The 22,605-nt window shown below is 45.0% G+C and carries 12 protein-coding genes and 3 pseudogenes; 8 read left to right on the top strand and 7 right to left on the bottom strand.

The annotated features are described in order from the left end of the window. Positions 1 to 15 precede the first annotated feature (15 nt). The 5 genes and pseudogenes from dnaJ to hrcA form a co-directional block, all read right to left on the bottom strand. On the bottom strand, positions 16 to 1,140 hold the full coding sequence (dnaJ, locus tag DXE37_RS01735; protein WP_114636376.1) for a molecular chaperone DnaJ: 1,125 nt from the start codon (positions 1,138 to 1,140) through the stop codon (positions 16 to 18). A gap of 100 nt (positions 1,141 to 1,240) precedes the next feature. Then, positions 1,241 to 3,166 (bottom strand): molecular chaperone DnaK, encoded by a 1,926-nt coding sequence (gene dnaK / locus DXE37_RS01730; protein WP_114636375.1) that lies wholly within the window; start codon positions 3,164 to 3,166, stop codon positions 1,241 to 1,243. 159 nt (positions 3,167 to 3,325) lie between these two features. Then, a complete protein-coding gene (gene grpE, locus DXE37_RS01725; protein ID WP_114636374.1) occupies positions 3,326 to 3,880 on the bottom strand; it encodes a nucleotide exchange factor GrpE in 555 nt (184 codons plus the stop codon). A gap of 130 nt (positions 3,881 to 4,010) precedes the next feature. After that, a complete protein-coding gene (gene hemH, locus DXE37_RS01720) occupies positions 4,011 to 5,042 on the bottom strand; it encodes a ferrochelatase (RefSeq protein ID WP_114636373.1) in 1,032 nt (343 codons plus the stop codon). A 41-nt stretch (positions 5,043 to 5,083) separates the two neighbouring features. Continuing rightward, positions 5,084 to 6,101 (bottom strand): annotated as a pseudogene (hrcA, locus tag DXE37_RS01715) (heat-inducible transcriptional repressor HrcA). Here hrcA and DXE37_RS01710 point away from each other — a divergent pair. Together DXE37_RS01710 and recN are read left to right on the top strand one after the other, a co-directional pair. Then, positions 6,100 to 7,044: an NAD kinase gene (locus DXE37_RS01710; RefSeq protein ID WP_415066551.1), complete on the top strand. Its 945-nt coding sequence runs from the start codon at positions 6,100 to 6,102 to the stop codon at positions 7,042 to 7,044. The pseudogene hrcA and the gene DXE37_RS01710 overlap by 2 nt on opposite strands. 26 nt (positions 7,045 to 7,070) lie before the next feature. Continuing rightward, positions 7,071 to 8,741 carry a DNA repair protein RecN gene (gene recN, locus DXE37_RS01705; RefSeq protein ID WP_114636372.1) on the top strand — a complete coding sequence of 557 codons (1,671 nt, stop codon included), beginning with the start codon at positions 7,071 to 7,073 and terminating at the stop codon, positions 8,739 to 8,741. A 28-nt stretch (positions 8,742 to 8,769) separates the two neighbouring features. Here the strand turns inward: recN and glnE are convergent, their stop codons facing one another. Then, positions 8,770 to 11,583 (bottom strand): bifunctional [glutamate--ammonia ligase]-adenylyl-L-tyrosine phosphorylase/[glutamate--ammonia-ligase] adenylyltransferase, encoded by a 2,814-nt coding sequence (gene glnE, locus DXE37_RS01700; protein WP_114636371.1) that lies wholly within the window; start codon positions 11,581 to 11,583, stop codon positions 8,770 to 8,772. A gap of 76 nt (positions 11,584 to 11,659) precedes the next feature. Here glnE and DXE37_RS01695 point away from each other — a divergent pair, with 76 nt between their 5' ends. The 4 genes from DXE37_RS01695 to DXE37_RS01680 are packed head-to-tail and all read left to right on the top strand — an operon-like array spanning position 11,660 to position 19,308. Then, entirely contained in the window at positions 11,660 to 15,799 is a 4,140-nt protein-coding gene (locus DXE37_RS01695; protein ID WP_174221026.1) for a YhdP family phospholipid transporter, read from the top strand. 9 nt (positions 15,800 to 15,808) lie between these two features. Further along, the gene (locus DXE37_RS01690) at positions 15,809 to 16,642 is read left to right on the top strand and encodes a carbon-nitrogen hydrolase family protein (RefSeq protein ID WP_114636370.1); all 834 of its coding nucleotides are present in this window, start codon (positions 15,809 to 15,811) and stop codon (positions 16,640 to 16,642) included. A gap of 20 nt (positions 16,643 to 16,662) precedes the next feature. Then, positions 16,663 to 18,153 (top strand): metalloprotease TldD, encoded by a 1,491-nt coding sequence (gene tldD, locus DXE37_RS01685; RefSeq protein WP_114636369.1) that lies wholly within the window; start codon positions 16,663 to 16,665, stop codon positions 18,151 to 18,153. Positions 18,154 to 18,183: 30 nt separating this feature from the next. Beyond that, entirely contained in the window at positions 18,184 to 19,308 is a 1,125-nt protein-coding gene (locus DXE37_RS01680) for a 3-deoxy-7-phosphoheptulonate synthase (RefSeq protein WP_114636368.1), read from the top strand. 28 nt (positions 19,309 to 19,336) lie between these two features. Here the strand turns inward: DXE37_RS01680 and DXE37_RS01675 are convergent. Continuing rightward, positions 19,337 to 19,874, bottom strand: a pseudogene (locus DXE37_RS01675) (cob(I)yrinic acid a,c-diamide adenosyltransferase). A gap of 84 nt (positions 19,875 to 19,958) precedes the next feature. On the opposite strand from DXE37_RS01675, the pseudogene DXE37_RS01670 reads away from it, so the two are divergent. Continuing rightward, positions 19,959 to 21,455: pseudogene (locus tag DXE37_RS01670) on the top strand (FAD-linked oxidase C-terminal domain-containing protein). Continuing rightward, complete coding sequence (gene glcE / locus DXE37_RS01665; RefSeq protein ID WP_114636367.1) at positions 21,455 to 22,600, top strand: glycolate oxidase subunit GlcE; 1,146 nt, start codon at positions 21,455 to 21,457, stop codon at positions 22,598 to 22,600. Before DXE37_RS01670 ends, glcE begins: the two are co-directional and overlap by 1 nt. The last annotated feature ends 5 nt before the right edge of the window (positions 22,601 to 22,605 follow it).

Below are 22,605 nucleotides of genomic sequence, written 5' to 3'. Positions count from 1 at the left end.
CTGTTCCTGCCAGCCTTAACTAAAGAAACTTTTCACACCTTCAAACCAACCCTTTTGCTGTGGGCTGTGCTTATCGCCACCAGACTTCAGGCTGTCATCAAACTTCTGCAGTAATTTCTTTTGCTCTTCCGTCAGTTTGATAGGCGTCTCAACGAAAACGTGAACAAAAAGATCGCCCACTAAAGTGGAGCGTAAGCCCTTAATCCCCTTGTGACGTAAGCGAAATGTTTTACCAGTTTGAGTTCCCTCAGGAATCGGAAACTCAACACGTCCCGAAAGGGTTGGCACTTCTATTTCTCCACCAATGGTTGCGGTCGCAAAAGAGATTGGCATTTGGACATGCAAATCACTGCCATCACGTTCAAATACTTTATGAGGCTTTACATGCACCTCTACATAGAGATCGCCAGATGGGCCGCCATTAATACCGGGCTCCCCATTGCCAAACGAGCGTACTCGCATGCCATCATCAATACCTGCTGGTATCTTGATCTCAAGGGTTTTTTGCTCTTTATGTTTACCGCTACCATGGCATGTTTTGCAAGGCTTTGGTATGTACTCGCCTGTGCCGCGACACTTTGGACAAGTCTGTTGCATTGAAAAGAAGCCCTGCTGAATGCGAACCTGGCCATGACCATCACAGGTAGTACATTTTTCCGCCTTGGTTCCTGGTTCAGCACCCGTACCGTGACATGGCTTGCAATTACTCCAACTTGGCACACGAATTTGAGTTGTATAACCTTCCGCGGCCTGCTCAAGAGTGATATCCATGTTGTAGCGCAAGTCAGCGCCTTTATAAACTTGGGGGCCGGAATGACGACCACCACCTTGGCCGAAGATATCGCCAAAAATATCGCCAAAAGCATCTGCAAAACCGCCACCACCGCCAAATCCGCCGCCCATTGAAGGATCTACACCAGCGTGACCGTATTGATCATAAGCAGCGCGCTTATTGGGGTCGGTTAAAGTTTCGTAAGCTTCTTTGACTTCTTTAAATTGGGCTTCGGATGTTTTGCTATCTGGGTTGCGATCTGGGTGATGCTTCATAGCCAATTTGCGATAGGCTTTTTTCAGCTCTTCATCACTGGCACCTTTTGCTACACCAAGCACTTCATAAAAATCGCGTTTACTTTTAGGCACGGCCTATTCCTCTCAACAACCTGAATGACACAAGTCGGCACGAGGCCGACTTGTTATTTAAGTACGTCAAAACTGCGTTAATGAATGTCTGATTACAAACTTACTTCTTGTCATCAACCTCTTTGAAATCTGCATCAACTACATCCGCATCAGGAGCAGAACCAGGGGCTGAGCCACCAGGAGCGGCACCACCAGCTTTAGCCTGTTCAGCAGCCATGGCCTTTTCGCCTAGCTTCTGACTAGCTTTACCCAAAACTTCTGTTTTTGATTCAATTGCTTCCTTATCACTACCTTTGATTGCTTCATCCAAGTCTTTGAGGGCGGCTTCAATCGCTTCTTTTTCAGAAGCCTCTAAGCTAGCACCGTGCTCCTCCAAAGCCTTCTTGGTAGAGTGAGCCAAAGCATCAGCAGTGTTACGTGCAGTTACTAACTCAAGCGCTTTTTTATCTTCCGCAACATTGGCTTCAGCATCTTTAACCATACGTTGAATTTCTTCTTCGGTTAGGCCAGAGTTTGCCTTGATGGTGATCTTGTTCTCTTTACCAGTAGTTTTATCTTTTGCTGTTACATGCAAAATACCGTTAGCATCGATGTCAAAGGTCACCTCAATTTGTGGCATACCACGTTGCGCTGGAGCAATCCCTTCAAGGTTAAATTCGCCAAGCAACTTGTTGGCAGCAGCCATCTCACGCTCACCTTGGAAGCATTTAATGGTCACGGCAGGCTGGTTATCTTCAGCGGTAGAGTAAACCTGTGAATGCTTAGTAGGAATCGTAGTGTTCTTCGGAATCATCTTGGTCATCACGCCGCCAAGAGTCTCGATACCCAATGACAATGGTGTAACGTCCAAGAGCAATACGTTTTTACGATCGCCAGACAAGACAGAGCCTTGAATTGCTGCACCAACGGCTACCGCTTCATCTGGATTAACGTCCTTACGTGGCTCTTTACCAAAGATTTCTTTCACTTTATCTTGAACCGCAGGCATACGAGTTTGACCGCCGACCAAAATCACGTCGTCAATATCCGCAACATTCACACTGGCATCTTTAATTGCGGTTAAGCAAGGGCCAGCCGTGCGGTTAATCAACTCTTCAACCAAAGATTCCAATTTCGCACGGGTTAACTTCAAGTTCAAATGCTTAGGACCGTTAGCGTCAGCTGTCACATAAGGCAAGTTGATTTCTGTTTGTTGGGCGGATGACAATTCGATCTTGGCTTTTTCTGCAGCATCTTTCAAACGCTGCAATGCCAATACGTCTTTACTCAAGTCAACACCTTGCTCTTTCTTGAACTCGGTAACGATCCAATCAATGATGCGTTGGTCAAAGTCTTCACCACCTAAGAAAGTATCGCCGTTGGTAGAGAGCACTTCAAATTGCTTCTCGCCGTCAACGTTTGCAATCTCAATGATGGATACGTCGAAGGTGCCGCCACCCAAGTCATATACAGCAATCTTGCGATCTACCTTATCTTGTTTGTCTAAACCAAAGGCCAAAGCAGCTGCGGTTGGCTCATTAATGATGCGCTTCACATCTAAACCAGCAATACGACCAGCATCTTTGGTTGCTTGACGTTGGCTATCGTTAAAGTAAGCAGGAACAGTAACGACTGCCTCTGTCACTTCTTCGCCGAGATAGTCTTCAGCTGTTTTTTTCATCTTGCGCAGAATTTCAGCGGACACTTGTTGTGGCGCCATTTTCTTGTCGCGTGCTTCAACCCAAGCATCACCATTGTCAGCTTGAATAATTGCGTATGGCATAAGGCCAATGTCTTTTTGCACTTCAGGATCAATAAATTTACGGCCCATCAGACGCTTCACTGCGTAGATAGTGTTCTTAGGATTGGTTACTGACTGACGCTTTGCAGGCGCACCAACCAATACTTCGCCATCTTCGACGTAAGCGATGATGGATGGAGTTGTGCGAGCGCCTTCGGCATTCTCGACAACTTTAGGTGCATTGTTTTCTACGACTGAAACACATGAATTCGTGGTTCCTAAGTCGATACCGATAATCTTTCCCATAATGGCTCCAAAAAATTAAGTTGTTATGTTGGACGGCTAAATATTTCAATATTCAATAAATGGGGTCAAAAAAGAGGAATTCAAGGGGATAAATAGCAAAAAAGGCAGAAATCTGCCCTTTTTATGCATTTTTTGGGGCTTTCCCCCTGGCTTATTAACCTATTTTGGGGCGCTAACGGCCACTAAAGCGGGTCTTAAGACCCTGTCTGCCACCGTATAACCTCGCTGGAGCACTGAAACCACAGTATTTGGCTCTTGTTCAGAAGACACCGAAGCAATGGCCTGATGGTGGTGAGGATCAAATTTATCGCCTACTGCAGGGTTTATTTCGGTCATTCGACCCTTTTCAAAGGCAGAAAGTAATTGCTTGAGGGTAATTTCTAAACCTTCTTTAAAAGCTTTTGCATCCCCAGCATCAGTACTTAATGCAGCATAAAGACTATCTGTCACCGGTACCAAATGCTCTGCAAAGCTTTCAATTGCAAATTTGTGCGCCTTAGCAATATCTTCAACAGCACGGCGACGGATATTCTCACCCTCTGCTTTTGCCCGCAAAAAATTGTCCTGCAACTCACCAATTTTTTGGTTGAGCTCAGCGATTTCTTGCTCAGGAGTTTTAACAGCAGCAGGCTCAGTGGCAGCAGATTCGGTTGCAGCCGGATCAGCAGCAGGATTTTCTTGCTCTGGAGTTGGATTTTGATTTTCTTGTGTCATGGAAACTATTTTACTTTGCTATGTGAGTAGGTATTACTTTGCAATATTGGGTCATTCCCAGCAATTTCAAGCCTTCATTCTTTCAGCTAATTCCGCTCTTTCATTGCGCTTAGCTAATTCAGCTTCAGACTCAACCCCCCAAAGACCAGCCCTGCAAATGATGATGGGCGATTTCGCTTAGAGCCTCAATCCACTTTGAGCTGCTGTTAAGACAGGGAATGTAGCGATAATCTTTTCCACCATGCTCCAAAAAGATTTCGCGAGCCTCCATGGCGATCTCTTCCAGCGTTTCCAAACAATCAGCTGGAAATCCCGGGCAGAAAATATCGAGTCGCTGACAACCTTCTTTAGCTAACTTTTCAATAGTCGGCGCAGTATATGGCTTTAACCATTCGGCTTTTCCAAAGCGAGACTGGAAGGTAACGATATATTGACCCGGCTCTAAACCGAGAGATTCGCCCAGTAAACGCCCTGTTTTCAGACACTCACAATGATAGGGATCGCCTTTCATTAAATTGCGTTTCGGCAACCCATGAAAAGACATTACAAATCGATCACCCTGATCAAAATCTGGGCGCCCATCTTTTTCCCAATGCGTTAAGACTTGATCGCGTAAAGCGGCAATATAAGCGGGATTATCGTGGTAATGCTTTACTAAACGTAACTCAGGTTGATCACGCCAAGTGCTTAAAACACGAAAGACTTCATCAAAACTAGATGCCGAAGTAGTGGCTGAATATTGAGGGTATAAAGGGAGAAGTAATAAACGCTCCATCCCCTGAGCCTTTAAGGCTTCAAGCGCAGATTGTGTTGATGGATCACCATAACGCATCGCTAATTCCACCAAAACAGTATGTCCCTCATTAGCAAATTTTTCGCCAAGCTCTTTGTATTGCAAACGAGAGTAATGCATTAAGGGTGAACCTAATTTTGGCAACCAAATAGATGCATACTTCTTCGCAGATGCACTGCTGCGAATTGGCAAAATAATGCCATTCAAAATACACCACCAAATGATTCGCGGAATTTCCACAACACGAGGATCCGAGAGAAATTCCTTCAAATAAGCGCGCACTGCTTTAGGCGTTGGCGCTGATGGTGTGCCTAAGTTTAATATTAAGACTGCTGTTTTGGATACACGTAGATGCGGGTTCTGATTCAAGATAAGTTGTCTCTAGTAAATAAACAGTTATAAGTAAACGATTAAGAGCTAAGCGCTCCAGACAATAATTTAGAAGTGATATCTACTATCGGTATGACTCTGTCATAAGCCATTCGAGTAGGCCCTATCACACCAAGCATTCCTACAATTTGGCCATCAACGCTATATGGGGCACTGATCACAGCTAAATCCTCATATGGCAGTAAATCACTCTCACCACCAATAAATATCTGAACGCCATCCGCATGACTCGAAACATCAAGCAATTGCATGAGCACTGATTTCTGCTCCAACATATCAAACATTTTGCGCAACTTATCGAGATTGGAATTTAAGTCTCCAACATTTAGCAAACGACGCTCATCGGACAACACCATTCCAGCAACACCTCGATCGTAATCAGTAACACCGCTTTGCAGGGCTAAAGCCATTAATCCAGAAATATCAGCGCGTAAATTATCTAAGTCTGAAATAAAATAAGATGCGCACGAACCTGATCAAAACTTTTTCCTGCAAACTGGGTATTAATAAAGTTACCCGCTTTGATCAGTTGGCTAGGTGTGTAATCCTGAGTCGTCGGCAAGATACGATTTTGCACATCCCCCTCGGGAGTCACCATGATCAGCAAAATTTTGCCTTCACCTAGACGCAAAAACTCGATATGTTTAAAAACCTGGGTACGTTTAGGCGTCATCACCACCCCAGCAAAATGGGTTAAGTTAGACAAAATCTGAGCTGCAGAATTTAAGACCCGCTGTGGAGAGGGTCAGGTAAAAGCCCTTTTTCAACCTCTCGAGTCGCCATTTCCTCCAAGGGACGAACCGTCACCATGGTATCCACGAACAAACGATAGCCCCTGGGAGTCGGTATACGACCGGCTGAGGTATGTGGGCTGGTGACCAACCCCATCTCCCCTAAATCAGCCATGACATTACGAATAGTGGCTGCAGAGATGTCTAAACTCGAAAATCTGGAGAGAGTCCGTGAGCCAATAGGCTGGCCCTCCTCGATATAACGCTCGATAAGGGTTTTAAGCAGTGCGCGGGAACGTTCATCCATGGTGGAAGGGATTTTATGCCTATGGTTTAATCGTTATGTGTTAAGCTCATCCCCAAATTCCACCAAGAAGGCATTTAGCCGGGTTGCGCTCGTCGGCAAATTCCATGCGGATGGCATTGAAGAGCACCTCAAAGACCTAGCCATGCTGGTACAAAATCTGGGTTGCGAGGTATTCCTAGAGGCCGCAACAGCCCAACATTTAGGCCTAAAAGACTTCCCAATCAAAACCGCTGAAGATTTTGCTGGGGCAATTGATTTGGTTGTTGTTCTTGGAGGAGACGGCACGATGTTGGGCATTGGCCGTCAACTAGCGGGAAGCAATGTGCCCCTTGTGGGCATCAATATGGGTCGCCTTGGGTATATGACGGATATTCCTATTCAGTCCGTACAGACCATCCTACCCAAAATAATTGCAGGGGAGTATGAAGCCGACACACGCACCCTCCTTGCTGCAGTCGTGATGCGCGAAGGCAAAGAGATCAATCGCGCTTTGGCTTTAAACGATGTGGTCGTAAACCGCTCTGGAATTTCTGGAATAGTTGAGCTAGCGGTGCACGTTAATGGCTCATTTATGTATAACCAAAGATCAGATGGCTTGATTGTTTCAACACCCACTGGCTCAACTGCTTATGCTCTTTCGGCCGGCGGACCTATTTTGCATCCGCACGTTGCAGGCATTTTATTGGCGCCAATTGCACCACACTCACTCTCTAATCGACCAATCGTTCTGCCTCAAGATAGCGTTACTGTGATTGAAGTTGTTGATGGCCGAGAAGTGATTGTCAATTTTGATATGCAATCTCAAACGAATCTACAAAGTAGTGACAAGATTGAAGTACGTCAATCCGATAAAACCATTGCGCTACTACATCCAAGCAATCATAGCGACTACAAAACTTTGCGCGAGAAACTGCATTGGAATGAATACCCCTCGACATTCTGATGTCGAGTTTTTTACTACGCTAATACATGCTTCAAACCATCTCACTTCGTGACTTTGTCATTGTTGACCATCTTGAATTAGATTTTGCTTCAGGCTTTACGGTACTTACCGGGGAAACCGGCGCTGGCAAATCTATTCTTCTTGATGCTCTTGGTCTAGTTCTTGGCGAACGTGCCGATAGTAGTCAAATTCGTGAGAACAGTAATCGCGCGGAAATTTCTGCTCTCTTTCGAATTAACACCGAGCAAGTGAAATCACTTAGCCATCGGTTAGATGAGCAAGGGTTCCCGCTGGAGGATGAGGGCAAAAGCCTGCTACTCAAGAGAACAGTCGAGTCCAATGGACGGAGCCGTGCCTTTATTAATGGTAGCGTTGCCACCTTAATCCAACTAAGAGAAGCTGGCGACCAACTCGTCGATATTCATGGGCAACATGCACATCAACTTTTATTAAAGAGTGGCGCGCAACGTGAACTTCTCGATCGACATGCAGGCTTGTTGCCGCTTGCCACAGAAGTTGCACAATCATTCAAAACTGTTGCCGACTCTCGTCGCCGTCTAGAGCAAGCTGAGAACGCTGGGCAAAATATCGAACGCGAACGAGAACGCCTAGAGTGGCAACTTGAAGAATTAACTGAGCTTTCACCACAAGTTGGTGAATGGATCAGCATTCAAGGAGAGCATACAAAACTAGCCAACGGTGCTAAGCTGATTGAAGGGTGTCAAGAGGCTATCAATATTTTAAGTGATGCAGATAACTCGCTTGAATCCAACTTAACTAAGGTTTGTAGTTCTGTCGGCGCATTAGCTGAGCATGCTCCAGGTCTCGGTGACATAAGCCAAGCATTGGAATCAGCCAATATCCAATTAGATGAAGCTATTCATGGTCTCAATCGCTATCTTCAAAAGTTAGATTTAGATCCTGCGCGACTTGCACAAGTAGAAGAGCGTATGCAAGCCCTGCACAGCACTGCTAGAAAATATCACACTGAACCGGATGAGCTCCCAACACTCCTAAATGAAACCTCGGAGCGCTTAGATGCCCTAGCCGCCTCTCAGAATATTGATGCTCTCCGCGAGAAAGTGAAGCAAGAGGAAGCCGCATATCTCAAGCTAGCCAAACAGCTGTCACAAAAACGTAAGCAAGCATCATCCGATCTCAGTCAGCTTGTAACAGATGCGATGCAGGATTTATCTATGGCGGGGGGTCGTCTTGAGATCGCTTTAGCACCGCTTTCAGAAGGTGGATCTCATGGTCTAGAGCAAATTGAATTTTTGGTAGCAGGACATGCGGGTAGCACCCCTCGCCCACTCGCAAAAGTAGCTTCCGGTGGAGAGCTAGCTCGTATCAGCTTGGCAATCAGCGTCATTACCAGCAAAGCCTCATTTACACCGACGCTCATTTTTGATGAAGTGGATGCTGGTATTGGCGGTGCAGCAGCCAAAACCGTAGGCAAACTTTTGCACCAATTAGGCCAGTCACATCAAATCTTATGCGTCACACATTTGCCGCAAGTGGCTGCCCAAGGAAATCATCACCTCAAAGTCAGCAAAACACAAAGCAACGAAAAGACGGTATCGCAAGTACAGATTTTAGGCAGGGCTGAGCGCGTTGAAGAGGTAGCACGTATGCTTGGTGGCGCAACGATTACCGATACCACGCGTCGTCATGCGCGCGAATTGCTAGGGCAAAATTAACTGCAGCCTACTGAGGCATTAAGCTCCGCTAGGCGCCATCTGAAGATGCTTTAAAAATTTGCAACCAAAGTGTCTGAACCGCATCTCTAGCAACAATTAATTCAGGCTCATTTTCTAAATTGATGCGAGTCTTTTCAGCCCCATCTAAACGCAGACGATGTTGGCGCGTCCTCAATAAGCGATATGCATCACCAGTTGAGTGAGCAAGGTTTGGGGAAATTAAACCCACTTCACTAGCAATTCTGAGCAATGCGATATTTCCAAGGTTAACGAGCAATTTTGGATATTGATGCGCATACGCCAACACCAGAAACTGCACAATAAACTCGATATCAACCATGCCGCCTGAATCATGCTTCAGATCAAACTCTGCGTTTGTATTGGGGTGACCTGCATGTACCTTACGACGCATCTCTAAAATTTCATGACGAAGATGCTCAATGTCCCGTCGCTGACTTAATACCTCAGAGCGTACTGAATCAAAAAATGCGCCGATATTTAAATTGCCAGCCGAAAACCGCGCCCGAGTGAGCGCCTGATGCTCCCATACCCAAGCAGCGTTATCTCCTTCACGGAGTTGGTATTTTTTAAAAGCATCAGCATTGGTCACCAAAAAACCAGCCGATCCATTTGGCCTAAGACGGGTGTCTATTTCAAATAGACTACCTGTCGATGTATATGCTGTTAGCCAATTAATCATTCGCTTAGCTAGGAGAGCATACACTTCCTGAGCAGCATAGTCTGACCCCTCAGCTTGGTACAAAAATACAAGATCTAAATCAGAGGCATAACCCAATTCTTTTCCGCCCAACTTGCCATAAGAAATGATGGCAAATGGAGGAATGATTTCTGGAGATAACTCAAACTTTTTAGCCACACTTGGCCAGAGGCGTTCAAATGTGACCTGCAAAATTAAGTCAGCAAGGGCTGATAAATGATCGCTTACCTTTTCTACTGGTAATGCTTGCTTCATCCCGATACCCAAATCAGTTAGTAAAGTAACGAATGTTTCATTGTGATGAGTAACGCGCAAAATATCCATCGCTTGCTCTGAACCATCACCCTCAGACATCACATCATCCAGTCTCATATTGAGATTAGCCCTCACTTCCGCCCAATATTTTTCTGGATTTTCAATTAATGCCCTCTCGGTCTGAGAGTTCAGCAAGTGATCCAATAAATGTGGGTGACGGGTTAAATATTGAGCTCCCCATTGTGAAGATTTCAGCAGATCAAGCACATTAGATAATGCCTTTGGATACTCGGCCAAAATTGAAAGATAAGCGCTACGCCTAGCTATTGCCTCAAGTAAATCAAAGAAGCGCAACAAGGTTTGATCTGCATAAATAGAATCAGCTCCCCCGCTCTGTAGGATGTGCGCCGCGCTACACATCAAGTTATCTACAATTAAACGACTCTTCTCCGGCAAGAGCTTTTGTTTTGGACTTTCTACCCACGCCTCCCAACGACCAGACGATTCAGGGAAAAAAGATTTATCAGGTGTCCAGTTGTGAGCTAATGGCACTATTTCAAGACGTGCCCCATCATCCAATAGAAAGGCTTTCTCAAAAAGCTGTGCAACATTATTCTGATGACGATCAAGCTCGGCAATAAAATCACTTACTTGTGAGTTTGGATCTTGCGTTGATATTGCCAGGCGTGAGCGAGCTTGCACATCATCAGGTAAATAATGCGTTTGCTGGTCATCCCAAACTTGAATACGATGTTCTAAACGCCTCAAGAAAATATAGGCCGCTTGCAGCGACTCAACCTCATCTCCATCCAAGATCCCACTTTGCTTGATAAGCTCTAATACTTCTAAACTTGGGCGCACTCTAAATCGAGGATCAGTGCCACCGCGCATGAGCTGGAACATTTGTGCAAGAAACTCAATCTCTCGAATTCCGCCACGCCCCAGCTTAATATCTCGTAAGCGCCCCTGATGACCGGAAAAGCGCTTCTCTGCTTCCGCTTGAATTTGTGCATGCAAATCTCGAATGGCTGCAATCACGCCGTAATCTAAATAGCGGCGATACACGAAGGGGCGAATTAACTGATCTAGCTCTTTATGGCAATGCGCAAAATCTAGAGAGCTCGGTAAAGGCGCAATTAACCTGCCCTTAATCCATGCGTACCGCTCCCACTCCCTACCCTGAACCAAAAGATATTCTTCTAGCATGTCCAGACTACACACAAGCGGACCAGAATCCCCATTGGGGCGAAGGCGCATATCCACCCGGAATACAAAGCCATTTGCGTCGTGTTCAGCAAGCAATCTAATGAGGCTTTTACCCATTCGAGTAAACCACTCCTGATTAGACAAACTCTTCGGTCCACCAGTAGTTTCGCCCTCGTGCTCGTACAAAAATATTAAGTCAATATCTGATGAAAGATTTAATTCTAATCCGCCTAATTTACCCATTCCAACAACCATCAGCGGCATCTCAGAGTCTGTGGAGTGACTCCAAGGTAGGCCAAAACGATTTTTGAGATCCTCGCGGACAAAAGCAATCGAAACGGAGACTGCTAACTCAGCAAAATGACTCAGTGCATGCATGACCTCTTGTAGGTCAGCCATGCCATTTAAATCCCGAAATGCCACCCATAGCATTAAACGCTGTCTTGCCAAGCGCAAATTAGACATCCATAGGGCTTCATCCCGCTCTTCAGCCTGTTGGCCTACTAAACAGTCATCCATTAAGCGCTGAATGTCCTCTAGGTCGACTTTTTTCTGCCCCTGAATACGCAGCCACTCGAGCCACTCGGGGTGCGCAACCAGCCAGCGTCGCGCATACATTGAGTGTTGCTCTAAAAAATCAATTTGTCGGGAAAAATCATCCATCCCCCATCTTAATCCGACCTAGAAACTGGAGCCAGAAGCTTGGCGATGAACCCAAGGCTGACGGATAATATGGGTCATGCTGCAAAATATCATCCTGCCTCGCCTCAAGAGCGTGTTTGCTAAACGTCCTCAAGGGTTAGGTAGGGCATGGCGCAAGCGTGCACTGATATTGTTTGGATTTGTTTTAGCATTCTTAGCACTAGGTCACATTGGAGTGCGATTTGTTCTTTGGCCACAAATCGAAAAATCAAAAGCATCAGTTGAAAGATTATTGAGCGCTCGGTTAGGAGCCGAAGTAACGATGGATTCGTTACAGGTTTCATGGACTGGCATTAGGCCAAACTTTAAAATTGAAGGCCTTCAATTCAATGGTCCCGAAAAAACAAAACCCCTACTCTCCATTCAAAAAATTAATGGGCAATTAAGCTGGGCTTCTTTTTATCACCTAGCGCCTTTCTTTCATGAGCTCAATGTTGAGGGTGCTGAAATTTATGCCCAACGTAGCAGCAAAGGCATCATCACCATCGCCGGCATCTCAATTGACGGAAACACTAATGACTATTCCGCAGAAAATTGGCTCTTTGCTCAAAACGATATACTACGCATTAGCGACGTAAAATTATTTTGGAATGACCAGCTCAAAAAAAAGGCAATTTCTTCGATAGAGATTCAAAATCTATCACTTAGTAATGGCATTCGCAGTCATATAGGTTCATTAAATGCAATTACACCTTGGACCAAGGGCCCTATCTCAGTTGAGATAGATCTAGTACATCATATTGGTGGTCAAGCTGGCAATTGGCGTGATTGGATTGGAACCATCTCTTGGAATCTAAACGAACTTCAGCTTGGTCAAATTTCGAAAGAATTTTCTCTACCCCTGAATACACTGACAGGAGCATTGAACTCTAATGGGAAATTGAAAATTGATAACGGTAAGCCTGATGGTGGAGAAATTTATTTAGCTGCTGATCATTTAACTTTACAACTTTCCAAAGAGGAAGATGCCATTGCCCTTGGAAGACTTGAAACCAATCTTATTCAAGAGACTGACAGTGGACTGATTTCGATCACCACCAAGACATTTGCTTGGCGTGATTTTGACAGTCCACAGTCCACCCCGCTTGAGAATTTAAGCCCAATGACTTTTCGTTGGAGGCCGCCAGCTGGAGGTGGGGAAATCAAAGAGTTTGGCTTTTCATCACCAAAGATTTCAGTTGAAGATATTGCCTTATTTGCCATGAATCTTCCTTTATCTAAAAAGGTTCGCCAATGGATTAAAACTTCACAAGCTGATGGTGAGCTACAAAATTTAGATATTAATTGGTCTGAAAGTAAATCCCCTTTATCTGCTCTGAATATTCCCGGTGGATGGTTTAAATCAAATAAAGTTGACTTTACTGTGAGTGCGAAGCTCATTAATTTAAGTTTTGTAGGAATTAGCAAAGCAATCCCCTCGGTAAATAATCTTTCAGGCTTCCTCACTGCCGACCAAAATAAGGGTAGCTTTTCGGTTCAATCGAATGATCTTGAGGTCGAAATCAATGATTTATTAGTTGACCCGAAAATCAAACTCGACCAAGCATCTGGTCAAATTTCTTTGTCAAAACAAAAGGGTAGCTGGGTCATCGATACAAAGCAGCTTTCACTTAGTAATCCCGAAATCTCGACAACACTTAATCTCAATTACATTATTGGCAACGCAAAAAAGCCTGACCGGATGAGTCTTGATATGAATTTTGCTCAAGCGAGTCTCAAAACCGCTTATCGCTATTTACCAGTGGGAATGAGTAGCGATGCTAAATCCTATTTAAGTAAAGCTTTTGATGCTGGAGTGATCAAAAAAGGTAGTTTGCACATTAAAGGCGACCCTAGTGAAATTCCATTTGCCAAAGCAGGCACCGGTGAATTCACATTTAATTTGCCGATTGTTGGTGCGACCTTCCACCCAGTTCCCAGCACCTCTAATGCTGATGGTGTTTGGTTGCCCTTTAATCAGGTTAATGGTGTTATTAGTATGCAGAACGCCCAACTATTAGTTGACATTAATCAGGCCAGCTACAAACAAGTTGCCCTCAGTCAATTTCATGCGGAAGTTCCCAGTGTTAGCGCAAAGCAATTAATTCTGACCGTGAACGGTGAGGCACAAGGTGATGCGCCACAACTACTAGACTATTTATTTGCCTCGCCTGTTGGCAAGAACAAAATTGCTCTTGTACGAAACTTGAAAGTTACTGGACCTACAAATCTCAGCTTAGGGCTAAAGATTCCTTTAACTGGTAACGGCGATACCACCACTGACATTAAGCTAAGCTTCCCAGGCAATAAAGTGCAATGGGCGGATTTACCTCCTTTTGAAAACCTCAAGGGCAAAATTAAGATTACCGATGTACATCCTAAATTTGAAGATATCACGGCAAATTTTCTTGGGGGATCCATCAAGATTTCAAGCGCGGCCTCGAGTGAAAGCTACAACATTTCTGGGGATGTGGCGGCCAGCTTTATCAAAAACTATTTTGCTAATGATCTCAATGTACAGATTCTTCCAATTTTGCAATCTCAAAGCGGTATCGCTCGATATGCAGGAAGCATTAATTTCAACAAGGGAAGCAGCGAAACTACTCTAAAGTTTGATATGCGAGATTGGGTCAGCGCCGCCCCCACTCCTGCAAAAAAACAATTGGGCACACCCATGTTTGGCCAGTTAGTACTAAAAACTTCCCCAAAGACAAAAACCAATTCAGGTCGATTTTCTTGGGATGGAAAATTTGGAGATGCCTATTACACCCAAGGTGAAATCGGTAATGATGACAGTCTTCGCCATGCAGTAGGCATTGGAACATCTGCCATTCCACCAGCACAAGGGTTTCAATTAAACCTATCCGCTGCAGAACTCGATTTAGATGTTTGGGAAAACTATCTAGAAAGCCAAAAGAAAAAAGTTAACCCTTCCAAGACTGAAAATTCGAGCATAGGGAATATTCAACTCAACGCAGATGTTAAAAAAGTTATCTTCCTTAATCGTAAATGGCAGGACTTGAATTTTGTTGCGAATAATAAAAATACATCCTGGCAGATGCGCTTTAGCTCACCTTCTATTTTTGGCCAAGTTCAATATTCTGATCCCGATAAACTACAGACTAGTGGCCTCATCAGCGGACATTTGACGCGCCTTAAAGTACCCCCAGAGAGCACTCCTTCGATTGAAAATACTCAGCCTGTAGAGAAAAATACACCGCCAAAAGCAAAGCTTAGCCCTAATTTAATCCCCAGTCTTGATCTAGTGATTGATGACTTTTCATGGTCAAAGGGTCAGCTAGGACAAATCAAACTTAAAACCAAAACGAGCAACAATGTTTTGGTTATGGATTCTCTTCAAATAAATAATCCACAAGGTAGCGGCACTCTCACTGGCAAATGGATTGGTCCTACAACCAAAGAAAGTGAGCACACCAGCTTCAGTAGTGAATTAATCATCAAAGATGCTGGTCAGATCATCGCTCGCTGGAGCGACCAAAAATCCGTAGAAGGTGGCCAAGGCAAACTGGTTGCAAGTTCTGATTGGGATGGATCCCCTTTTAACCCCAATTACGACACCCTCACGGGTAAAGCGGTATTGAACCTTGAAAAAGGTCGATTATTAGAAGTGAACTCCGGCGGTGCGAAGCTACTTGACGTTCTTAGCCTACAAAGTCTACTTAAATTTGCTACGCTGGATCTCAAGGGTGGTCTAGGCAATATTGTCACTAAGGGCACGCCATTTAATTCGATTGATGCTACTTTTGATATTAATGCTGGCATAGCTCAAACTAAGAAATTTAATATGTCTCTTGATCAAGCAAGAGTTGCCATGTCTGGTCAAATTAACATTCCCAAACAAACTCAAGATTTACGAGTGACCATATTCCCCACCATTGATGCTACAGCCGGATCATTGGCGGCTTTTGCAATTAACCCTATTGTGGGTTTAGGTGCATTGGTTGGGCAGTACCTAATTACTAGTCAAATTAATCGCAACCTACAATCGGATTATTTGGTACAAGGTTCCTGGGACAATCCCGAAGTGATTCCGTTGGACCAACAAGGGCAGCCGCTTGATCCAAAAGCTATTGATACGATTCGGAATAAAGAATTGCTCAAGGAGCAAAGCAGAGCAATCAATAACAATTTAGAGCAGCAACGCATTCCAAGTAATTTAAATTCAAAGCCTAACTAACTATTTATTATGAGCGCCTCAGCAAATACGGGAGAATTAAAGATTGCCTCCATTCAAATGGTCTCTACTCCCACAATCCAAGAGAATCTATCCACTGCTTCCAGACTAATTAAAGCGGCGGCAGATAAGGGTGCAAGGTTAGCTGTACTCCCAGAATATTTTTGTTTGATGGGTCTGAAAGACACCGATAAAGTGCGTGTTAGAGAAAAACTCGGTAGCGGTCCTATTCAAGATCATCTATCAAAAATTGCCAAAGACAATAATCTTTATTTAGTAGCAGGCACCATTCCACTTGAGGCGTTTGATCCAAACAAAGTACTAAATACCATGCTTGTTTTTGACCCCGAAGGTCAACAAATCCATCGTTACGACAAAATTCATTTGTTTGGTTTTCAAACGGCAACGGAACGCTATCAGGAGTCTGAAACGATTGAAGCAGGGAATACGCCTGGTCTTCTCAAAATTTCCATCAATGGCAATGGGTGGACTTTTGGCATGAGCGTTTGCTATGACCTACGCTTTCCCGAGCTTTATCGAGCCCTTGGGCCGGTAGACTGCCACATCATTCCGGCTGCATTTACTTACACCACCGGCAAAGATCATTGGGAGGTTTTACTACGTGCTCGCGCCATCGAAAACCAATGTTATGTATTAGCTTCTGCACAGGGCGGCACTCACCTCAATCAACGTCGAACTTGGGGTGACAGTATGCTGATTGATCCTTGGGGCAGTGTCTTGACAAATCTTCCCGAGGGCGAGGGCTTTATTTCTGGGGTTTTGTGCAAAGATAAATTAAACGAGGTACGCTCTAAGCTACCCGCACTTGCGCATCGTAAGCTCTAAAGAAAGATTTGCTAAATCACATGAATGCACCAGAAGCACTATTTCCCGCTAATTGGACAAAAGCCAAGAAGCAAGCAGATCTCATCAAATTAGCAAAATCGATCTTACTTGAGCCAACTGGGTTAACTGAGCAAGATCTCCACCATACCTTTGGCAACCTATTTACCCACCGTCTCGATGATGCAGACCTGTACTTTCAGCACACTCGGAGTGAGAGCTGGAGTCTTGAAGAAGGAATCGTTAAATCAGGAAGCTTTAGCATTGACCAAGGAGTTGGTGTGCGAGCGATCTATGGTGACAAGACTGCGTTTGCCTACTCAGACGAAATTAATTTAGAAGCATTAAGCAAAGCCGCTACTGCCACACGTGTGATTGGCCCTGAGGGCGGTAAACAAGCCGTTGCCACCAAACTATTTAACCCTGTTTCTAATAAGTTGTATTCAGATATCAATCCTCTTGATTCGCTACAGCCTAAAGAAAAAATCGCTCTACTTGAAAGCATTGAACGTCGAGCTAAAGCACGTGATCCAAGAATTATCCAAGTGATGGCAAGTTTGGCAGGTGAGTTTGACGTAGTTTTAGTAGTGCGCGCAGATGGATTATTAGCCGCTGACGTTCGACCTCTAGTACGTGTTTCAGTGCATGTCATTGCTGAACAAAATGGTCGCCGTGAATCTGGCTCCTCAGGTGGTGGCGCTCGTCATGACTATCTTTACTTTGACACTGAACTTATCAATCGTTATGTTGATGAAGCGGTTGATGGCGCTCTAGTCAATCTTGAATCTCGTCTGGCACCCGCAGGGCCAATGACAGTAGTCATGGGTCCTGGATGGCCAGGCGTTCTATTACATGAAGCGGTAGGACATGGTTTAGAGGGCGACTTTAATCGCAAAGGCTCTTCAGCTTTTGCGGGTCGTATTGGACAGCGGGTTGCAGCTAAGGGCGTTACTGTCGTAGATGACGGCACTCTAGCTGGCCGAAGAGGCTCCTTAAATATTGATGATGAAGGCACCCCCACTCAATGCACCACCTTAATTGAAGATGGTATCTTAAAAGGTTATATTCAAGATAGCTTAAATGCACGCCTCATGAAAATGCCACTGACTGGTAATGGACGTCGCGAAAGCTTTGCGTCCCTTCCAATGCCCAGAATGACCAACACATACATGCTGGCGGGTAAAGACGACCCCCAAGAAATCGTAGCCAGCATTAAACGCGGCTTATATGCAGTCAATTTTGGTAGTGGTCAGGTAGATATCACCAGTGGGAAATTTGTCTTTTCTGCCTCAGAGGCTTACTGGGTAGAAAACGGCAAAATTCAGTATCCCGTGAAAGGCGCCACGATTATTGGCAGTGGCCCAGAATCCCTAAAACAGGTTTCCATGAGTGGAAATGACCTCAAGCTCGATGGCGGCGTGGGGGTTTGCGGCAAGGAAGGACAGAGCGTGCCGGTCGGGGTTGGACAGCCTACCTTAAGGATTGATAGTCTCACAGTAGGTGGAACCGCCTGATTAAGTCTAAATACGACTTAAAATGGTCGTGTGAGCCAACAAAATACGAATCCCGCCAATTGGTACTCCGCCGTTGATAAAACCTCGGATACCGACGATCAACGCATTGACAACATCTCTGTTCTGCCTCCGCCAGAGCATTTGATCCGCTTTTTCCCAATTGCGGGAACACCAACTGAAGCATTAATTAGCAAAACTCGCAAAAAAATCCGCGACATTATTCACGGTAAGGATGATCGCCTGCTGGTCATCATCGGACCATGCTCTATTCATGATCCGAGAGCTGCACTTGAATATTGCCAACGCCTATTAGAAGAACGTAAACGTTTTGTTGGTGAATTAGAAATTGTGATGCGCGTGTATTTTGAAAAGCCGCGTACCACTGTAGGATGGAAGGGTTTGATTAATGACCCGTATCTTGATGAGAGCTATCGCATTGAAGAAGGTCTTCGACTTGCGCGTCAAGTGCTCATGGAAATTAATCGTCTTGGAATGCCAGCAGGTAGCGAATTCTTAGATGTGATTTCTCCGCAATATATTGCAGACCTGATTTCTTGGGGTGCAATTGGCGCGCGCACTACTGAGAGTCAAGTTCATCGTGAACTCGCCTCAGGATTATCTGCACCAATTGGATTTAAGAACGGTACCGATGGCAACATCAAAATTGCTACGGACGCTATTCAAGCTGCTGGTCGTCCTCATCACTTTTTATCCGTTCATAAGAATGGTCAAGTGTCCGTTGTGGAGACCAAAGGTAATAAAGATTGCCATGTAATTTTACGTGGCGGCAAAGAACCAAATTACGAAACAAAGTTTGTCCAAGCAGCCTGCTCTGAGCTAGATGCAGCAAAGCTTCCAACCAGTTTGATGGTTGACTTATCACATGCCAATTCAAGCAAAAAACATGAACGTCAGATTGTTGTTGCTGATGATGTGGCTCAACAAATTGAGTCTGGTTCCCATCAGATTTTTGGCGTAATGGTGGAAAGTCATCTAAACGATGGTGCGCAGAAATTTACTCCCGGAAAAGATGATCCAAGCAACTTGGAATACGGCAAGAGTATTACCGATGCTTGTATTAACTGGGAAGACTCGGTACAAATATTAGAACGTCTTGCTACCGCCGTTAAGAAACGCAGAAGTAAGAAAAAATAATGCGTCAGTAAATTTACAAGTGAAATAGCTAAAAGAGACTAAATAACTTAGTCTCTTTTTTTTCGTGCTTCCAAAGTACATCAGATCCTCCTGCAGCCCGATTTAAAATACGAGCGAGCACGAAGAGCAGGTCAGATAATCGATTTACATACTGACGTGGCGAGTCATATAAAGGTTCTTCCCAAGCCCAAACGAACAATCGAACGCTCCGCTCTACGACATGCTGTTCTGCAGACGTGCGCTTGTGCGGCTGCCCGTGTTCCACCCGGCAGGATAAATTCAGTTAGTGGGGATAATTGCTGGTTATATTTTTCGAGCCAAACATCGAGTTGAGCAACCTGCTCAGGATTGAGTAGCTTGTAATTGGGGATGCAAAGCTCGCCACCCAAATCGAATAAATCATGCTGCACCTGTAGAAAAAGCTCGCCTAACTCGGAAGAGATATTTTCTGGGATCGCTTCTGTCATCAAAACCCCGATTTCAGAGTTCAACTCATCCACATCACCCATGGCGCAGATTCGAAGATGCTCTTTCTCAACGCGACTCCTGTCCCCTAAGCCAGTCATGCCTGCATCACCAGTTCTGGTGGCGATTTTTGATAGTCGATTTCCCATAAGCTTAATTATAGGTAAATGGCTAAAATGATTCATATGAATATGGTGACCCCACCATCCGATATAGCCGCTATTAGCGCCCTACAGTCCAAATTGGTTTCGGCCCTGCGCCCAATCCTGCCGGAATATGCCCTTTTATGGGAGCCGGAAGACACTATTCCTTATGAATGCGATAGTTTAGCGGCCTATAGACGGATGCCTTTGGCAGTGACCCTCCCCGAAACAGAGGAACAGGTCGCGAAAATTCTAAAATTTGCTATGAGATGAACATCCCGGCAGTTCCTCGAGGATCAGGAACTGGGCTATCAGGTGGCGCTATGCCGCCTTCTCAGGGATTGGTATTGTCTTTAAGCTAAGCTCAAGAAAATTCTCAGCATTGATCCATTTACTCGTACTGCTGTAGTTCAACCTGGAGTTCGCAATCTCGCTATCTCTGAAGCAGTTGCACATCTTGGCTTGTATTACGCTCCAGATCCATCGTCGCAAATTGCTTGCTCTATAGGTGGCAACGTCAATGAAAACTCAGGTGGTGTTCACTGTTTGAAGTATGGCTTGACTCTGCACAATGTTTTACGCGTTCGAGGAATACTAATGAATGGTGAGATCGTAGAATTTGGTGGCTTGGCACCTGATGCACCTGGTCTCGATTTATTGGCCATCATGATGGGCAGTGAAGGTATGCTCGCGGTGGTGACCGAAGTTACAGTAAAGCTGGTAGCCAAGCCAAAGTTGGCCCGCGTCATCATGGCCAGTTTTGATGACATTGAAAAAGGTGGCAATGCAGTTACCGCCATCATTGCCGCAGGAATCATTCCTGCTGGCTTAGAAATGATGGACAAAGCTACTACTCGAGCAGTTGAAGAATTTGTACACGCTGGATATGACTTAGATGCTGAGGCAATTTTGCTCTGCGAATCCGATGGCACACCTGAGGAGGTTGCTGAAGAAATTGAACGCATGACCAAAGTACTTGAGGAAGCTGGCGCAAGTGGTATTCAGATCTCTAAAGATGAAAGCGAACGCTTGAAGTTTTGGAGTGGCCGCAAGAATGCATTTCCTGCTGCAGGTCGCTTAGCGCCTGATTACTATTGCATGGATGGCACTATTCCTCGCCGTCATATAGCTACCCTTCTCAAGCGCATACAAGGCATGGAAGGGAAGTATGGCCTTGGTTGTTTGAACGTATTTCATGCAGGCGATGGCAATATGCATCCCCTCATTTTGTTTAATGGTGCAGACCAAGAAGAATGGCATCGAGCAGAAGAATTTGGCACTGAAATTTTGGAGGCCTGTGTTGAGCTCGGCGTCACCATCACCGGTGAGCATGGTGTCGGTATCGAAAAAATTAATTCAATGTGTGTGCAATTTGGTGAGGGTGAGCGCGAATCATTCTGGGGCGTAAAGAGTGCTTTTGATCCAGAGAAACTTCTCAATCCAGATAAAGCAATCCCCACTTTGAATCGTTGTGCAGAATATGGTCGCATGCGTATTAGCGGCGGCCAGCTACCTCATCCAGAATTGGAGCGCTTCTAATGAGTCAATCCAATGATCAAATCAATGTATTTCGTGAACAAATTCTAAATGCGGCCAACAATAAGACAGCACTTTCGATTGAGGGTGGTGGCACAAAATCTTGGTACGGAAATTCAAACGGCTTCATCAAACTGAATACGCTTTCTTACTCAGGGATTTTGGAATACCAACCGGAAGAACTAGTTATCACCGCTTGCGCAGGTACGCCACTAAAAGAAATAGAATCCGCTCTAAAAGAAAAAAATCAGGTACTCGCTTTCGAGCCTCCTCATTTTGGTGATAATGCAACCTTCGGCGGCGCAATTGCTGCTGGATTGGCTGGGCCCGGTCGTATTACTGTTGGAAATTTCCGAGACTTTGTATTAGGTGCGCACATTTTGGATGGCAAAGGTCAAGACCTTTCCTTTGGCAGCAAGGTGATGAAAAACGTTGCAGGTTATGACGTTTCTCGTTTATTACCAGGCTCCTTAGAGACATTAGCGCTTCTTTTAGAAGCTTCTGTCAAAGTGCTACCAAAACCTGCAGCCACCGTCACCTTACGCTGTCAGATATCCCAAGAAAAAGCTTTAAAAATACTAAATGAATGGGCTGGTCAGCCGCTTCCGCTCTCAGCAAGTTGCTGGATTGGCTCTGCCAATGGTGGGGATGGTGAGCTAACGATTCGTCTTGCAGGCGCAGAGGCAGCTGTTAAAGCCGCTATTTCACTGATGAGCTCGTTGGTAATGGCAGTTGAACTCAGTAATGAGATTGCTGAAAATTTCTGGAATGATTTGCGTGAACAAAAACTGTCCTCATTTGTCAATCTTGGCGCTGATCAAACTCTATACCGTCTAGCGCTTCCTGCTGCTTGTGGATCTCTCACAATTCCTGGTGCTGACGATGAGATTATTTTGGAGTGGCACGGTCAACAACGATGGATTAAAGCGCCTGGTGATGAAGCTACTTATACAACCCTCAAAGCTCTTGCCAATTCTCATGGTGGACACGCTACTCGTTTTAGACAGGGCGCAAATGTAGATCCTGGTTTTCAGCGCTTTACATTGCTCTCAGAGCAAACTCATACCAAAGCCCTTGAAGCAGTGCAGGAACGATTGAGATCCGCCTTTGATCCTGCTGGCGTATTTGCCACTAAACGTCTTCCATAAGTACA

This window comes from Polynucleobacter necessarius, assembly GCF_900095205.1.
GTDB lineage: Bacteria > Pseudomonadota > Gammaproteobacteria > Burkholderiales > Burkholderiaceae > Polynucleobacter > Polynucleobacter necessarius_E.
This window is presented reverse-complemented; position numbering and strand designations above follow the sequence as displayed.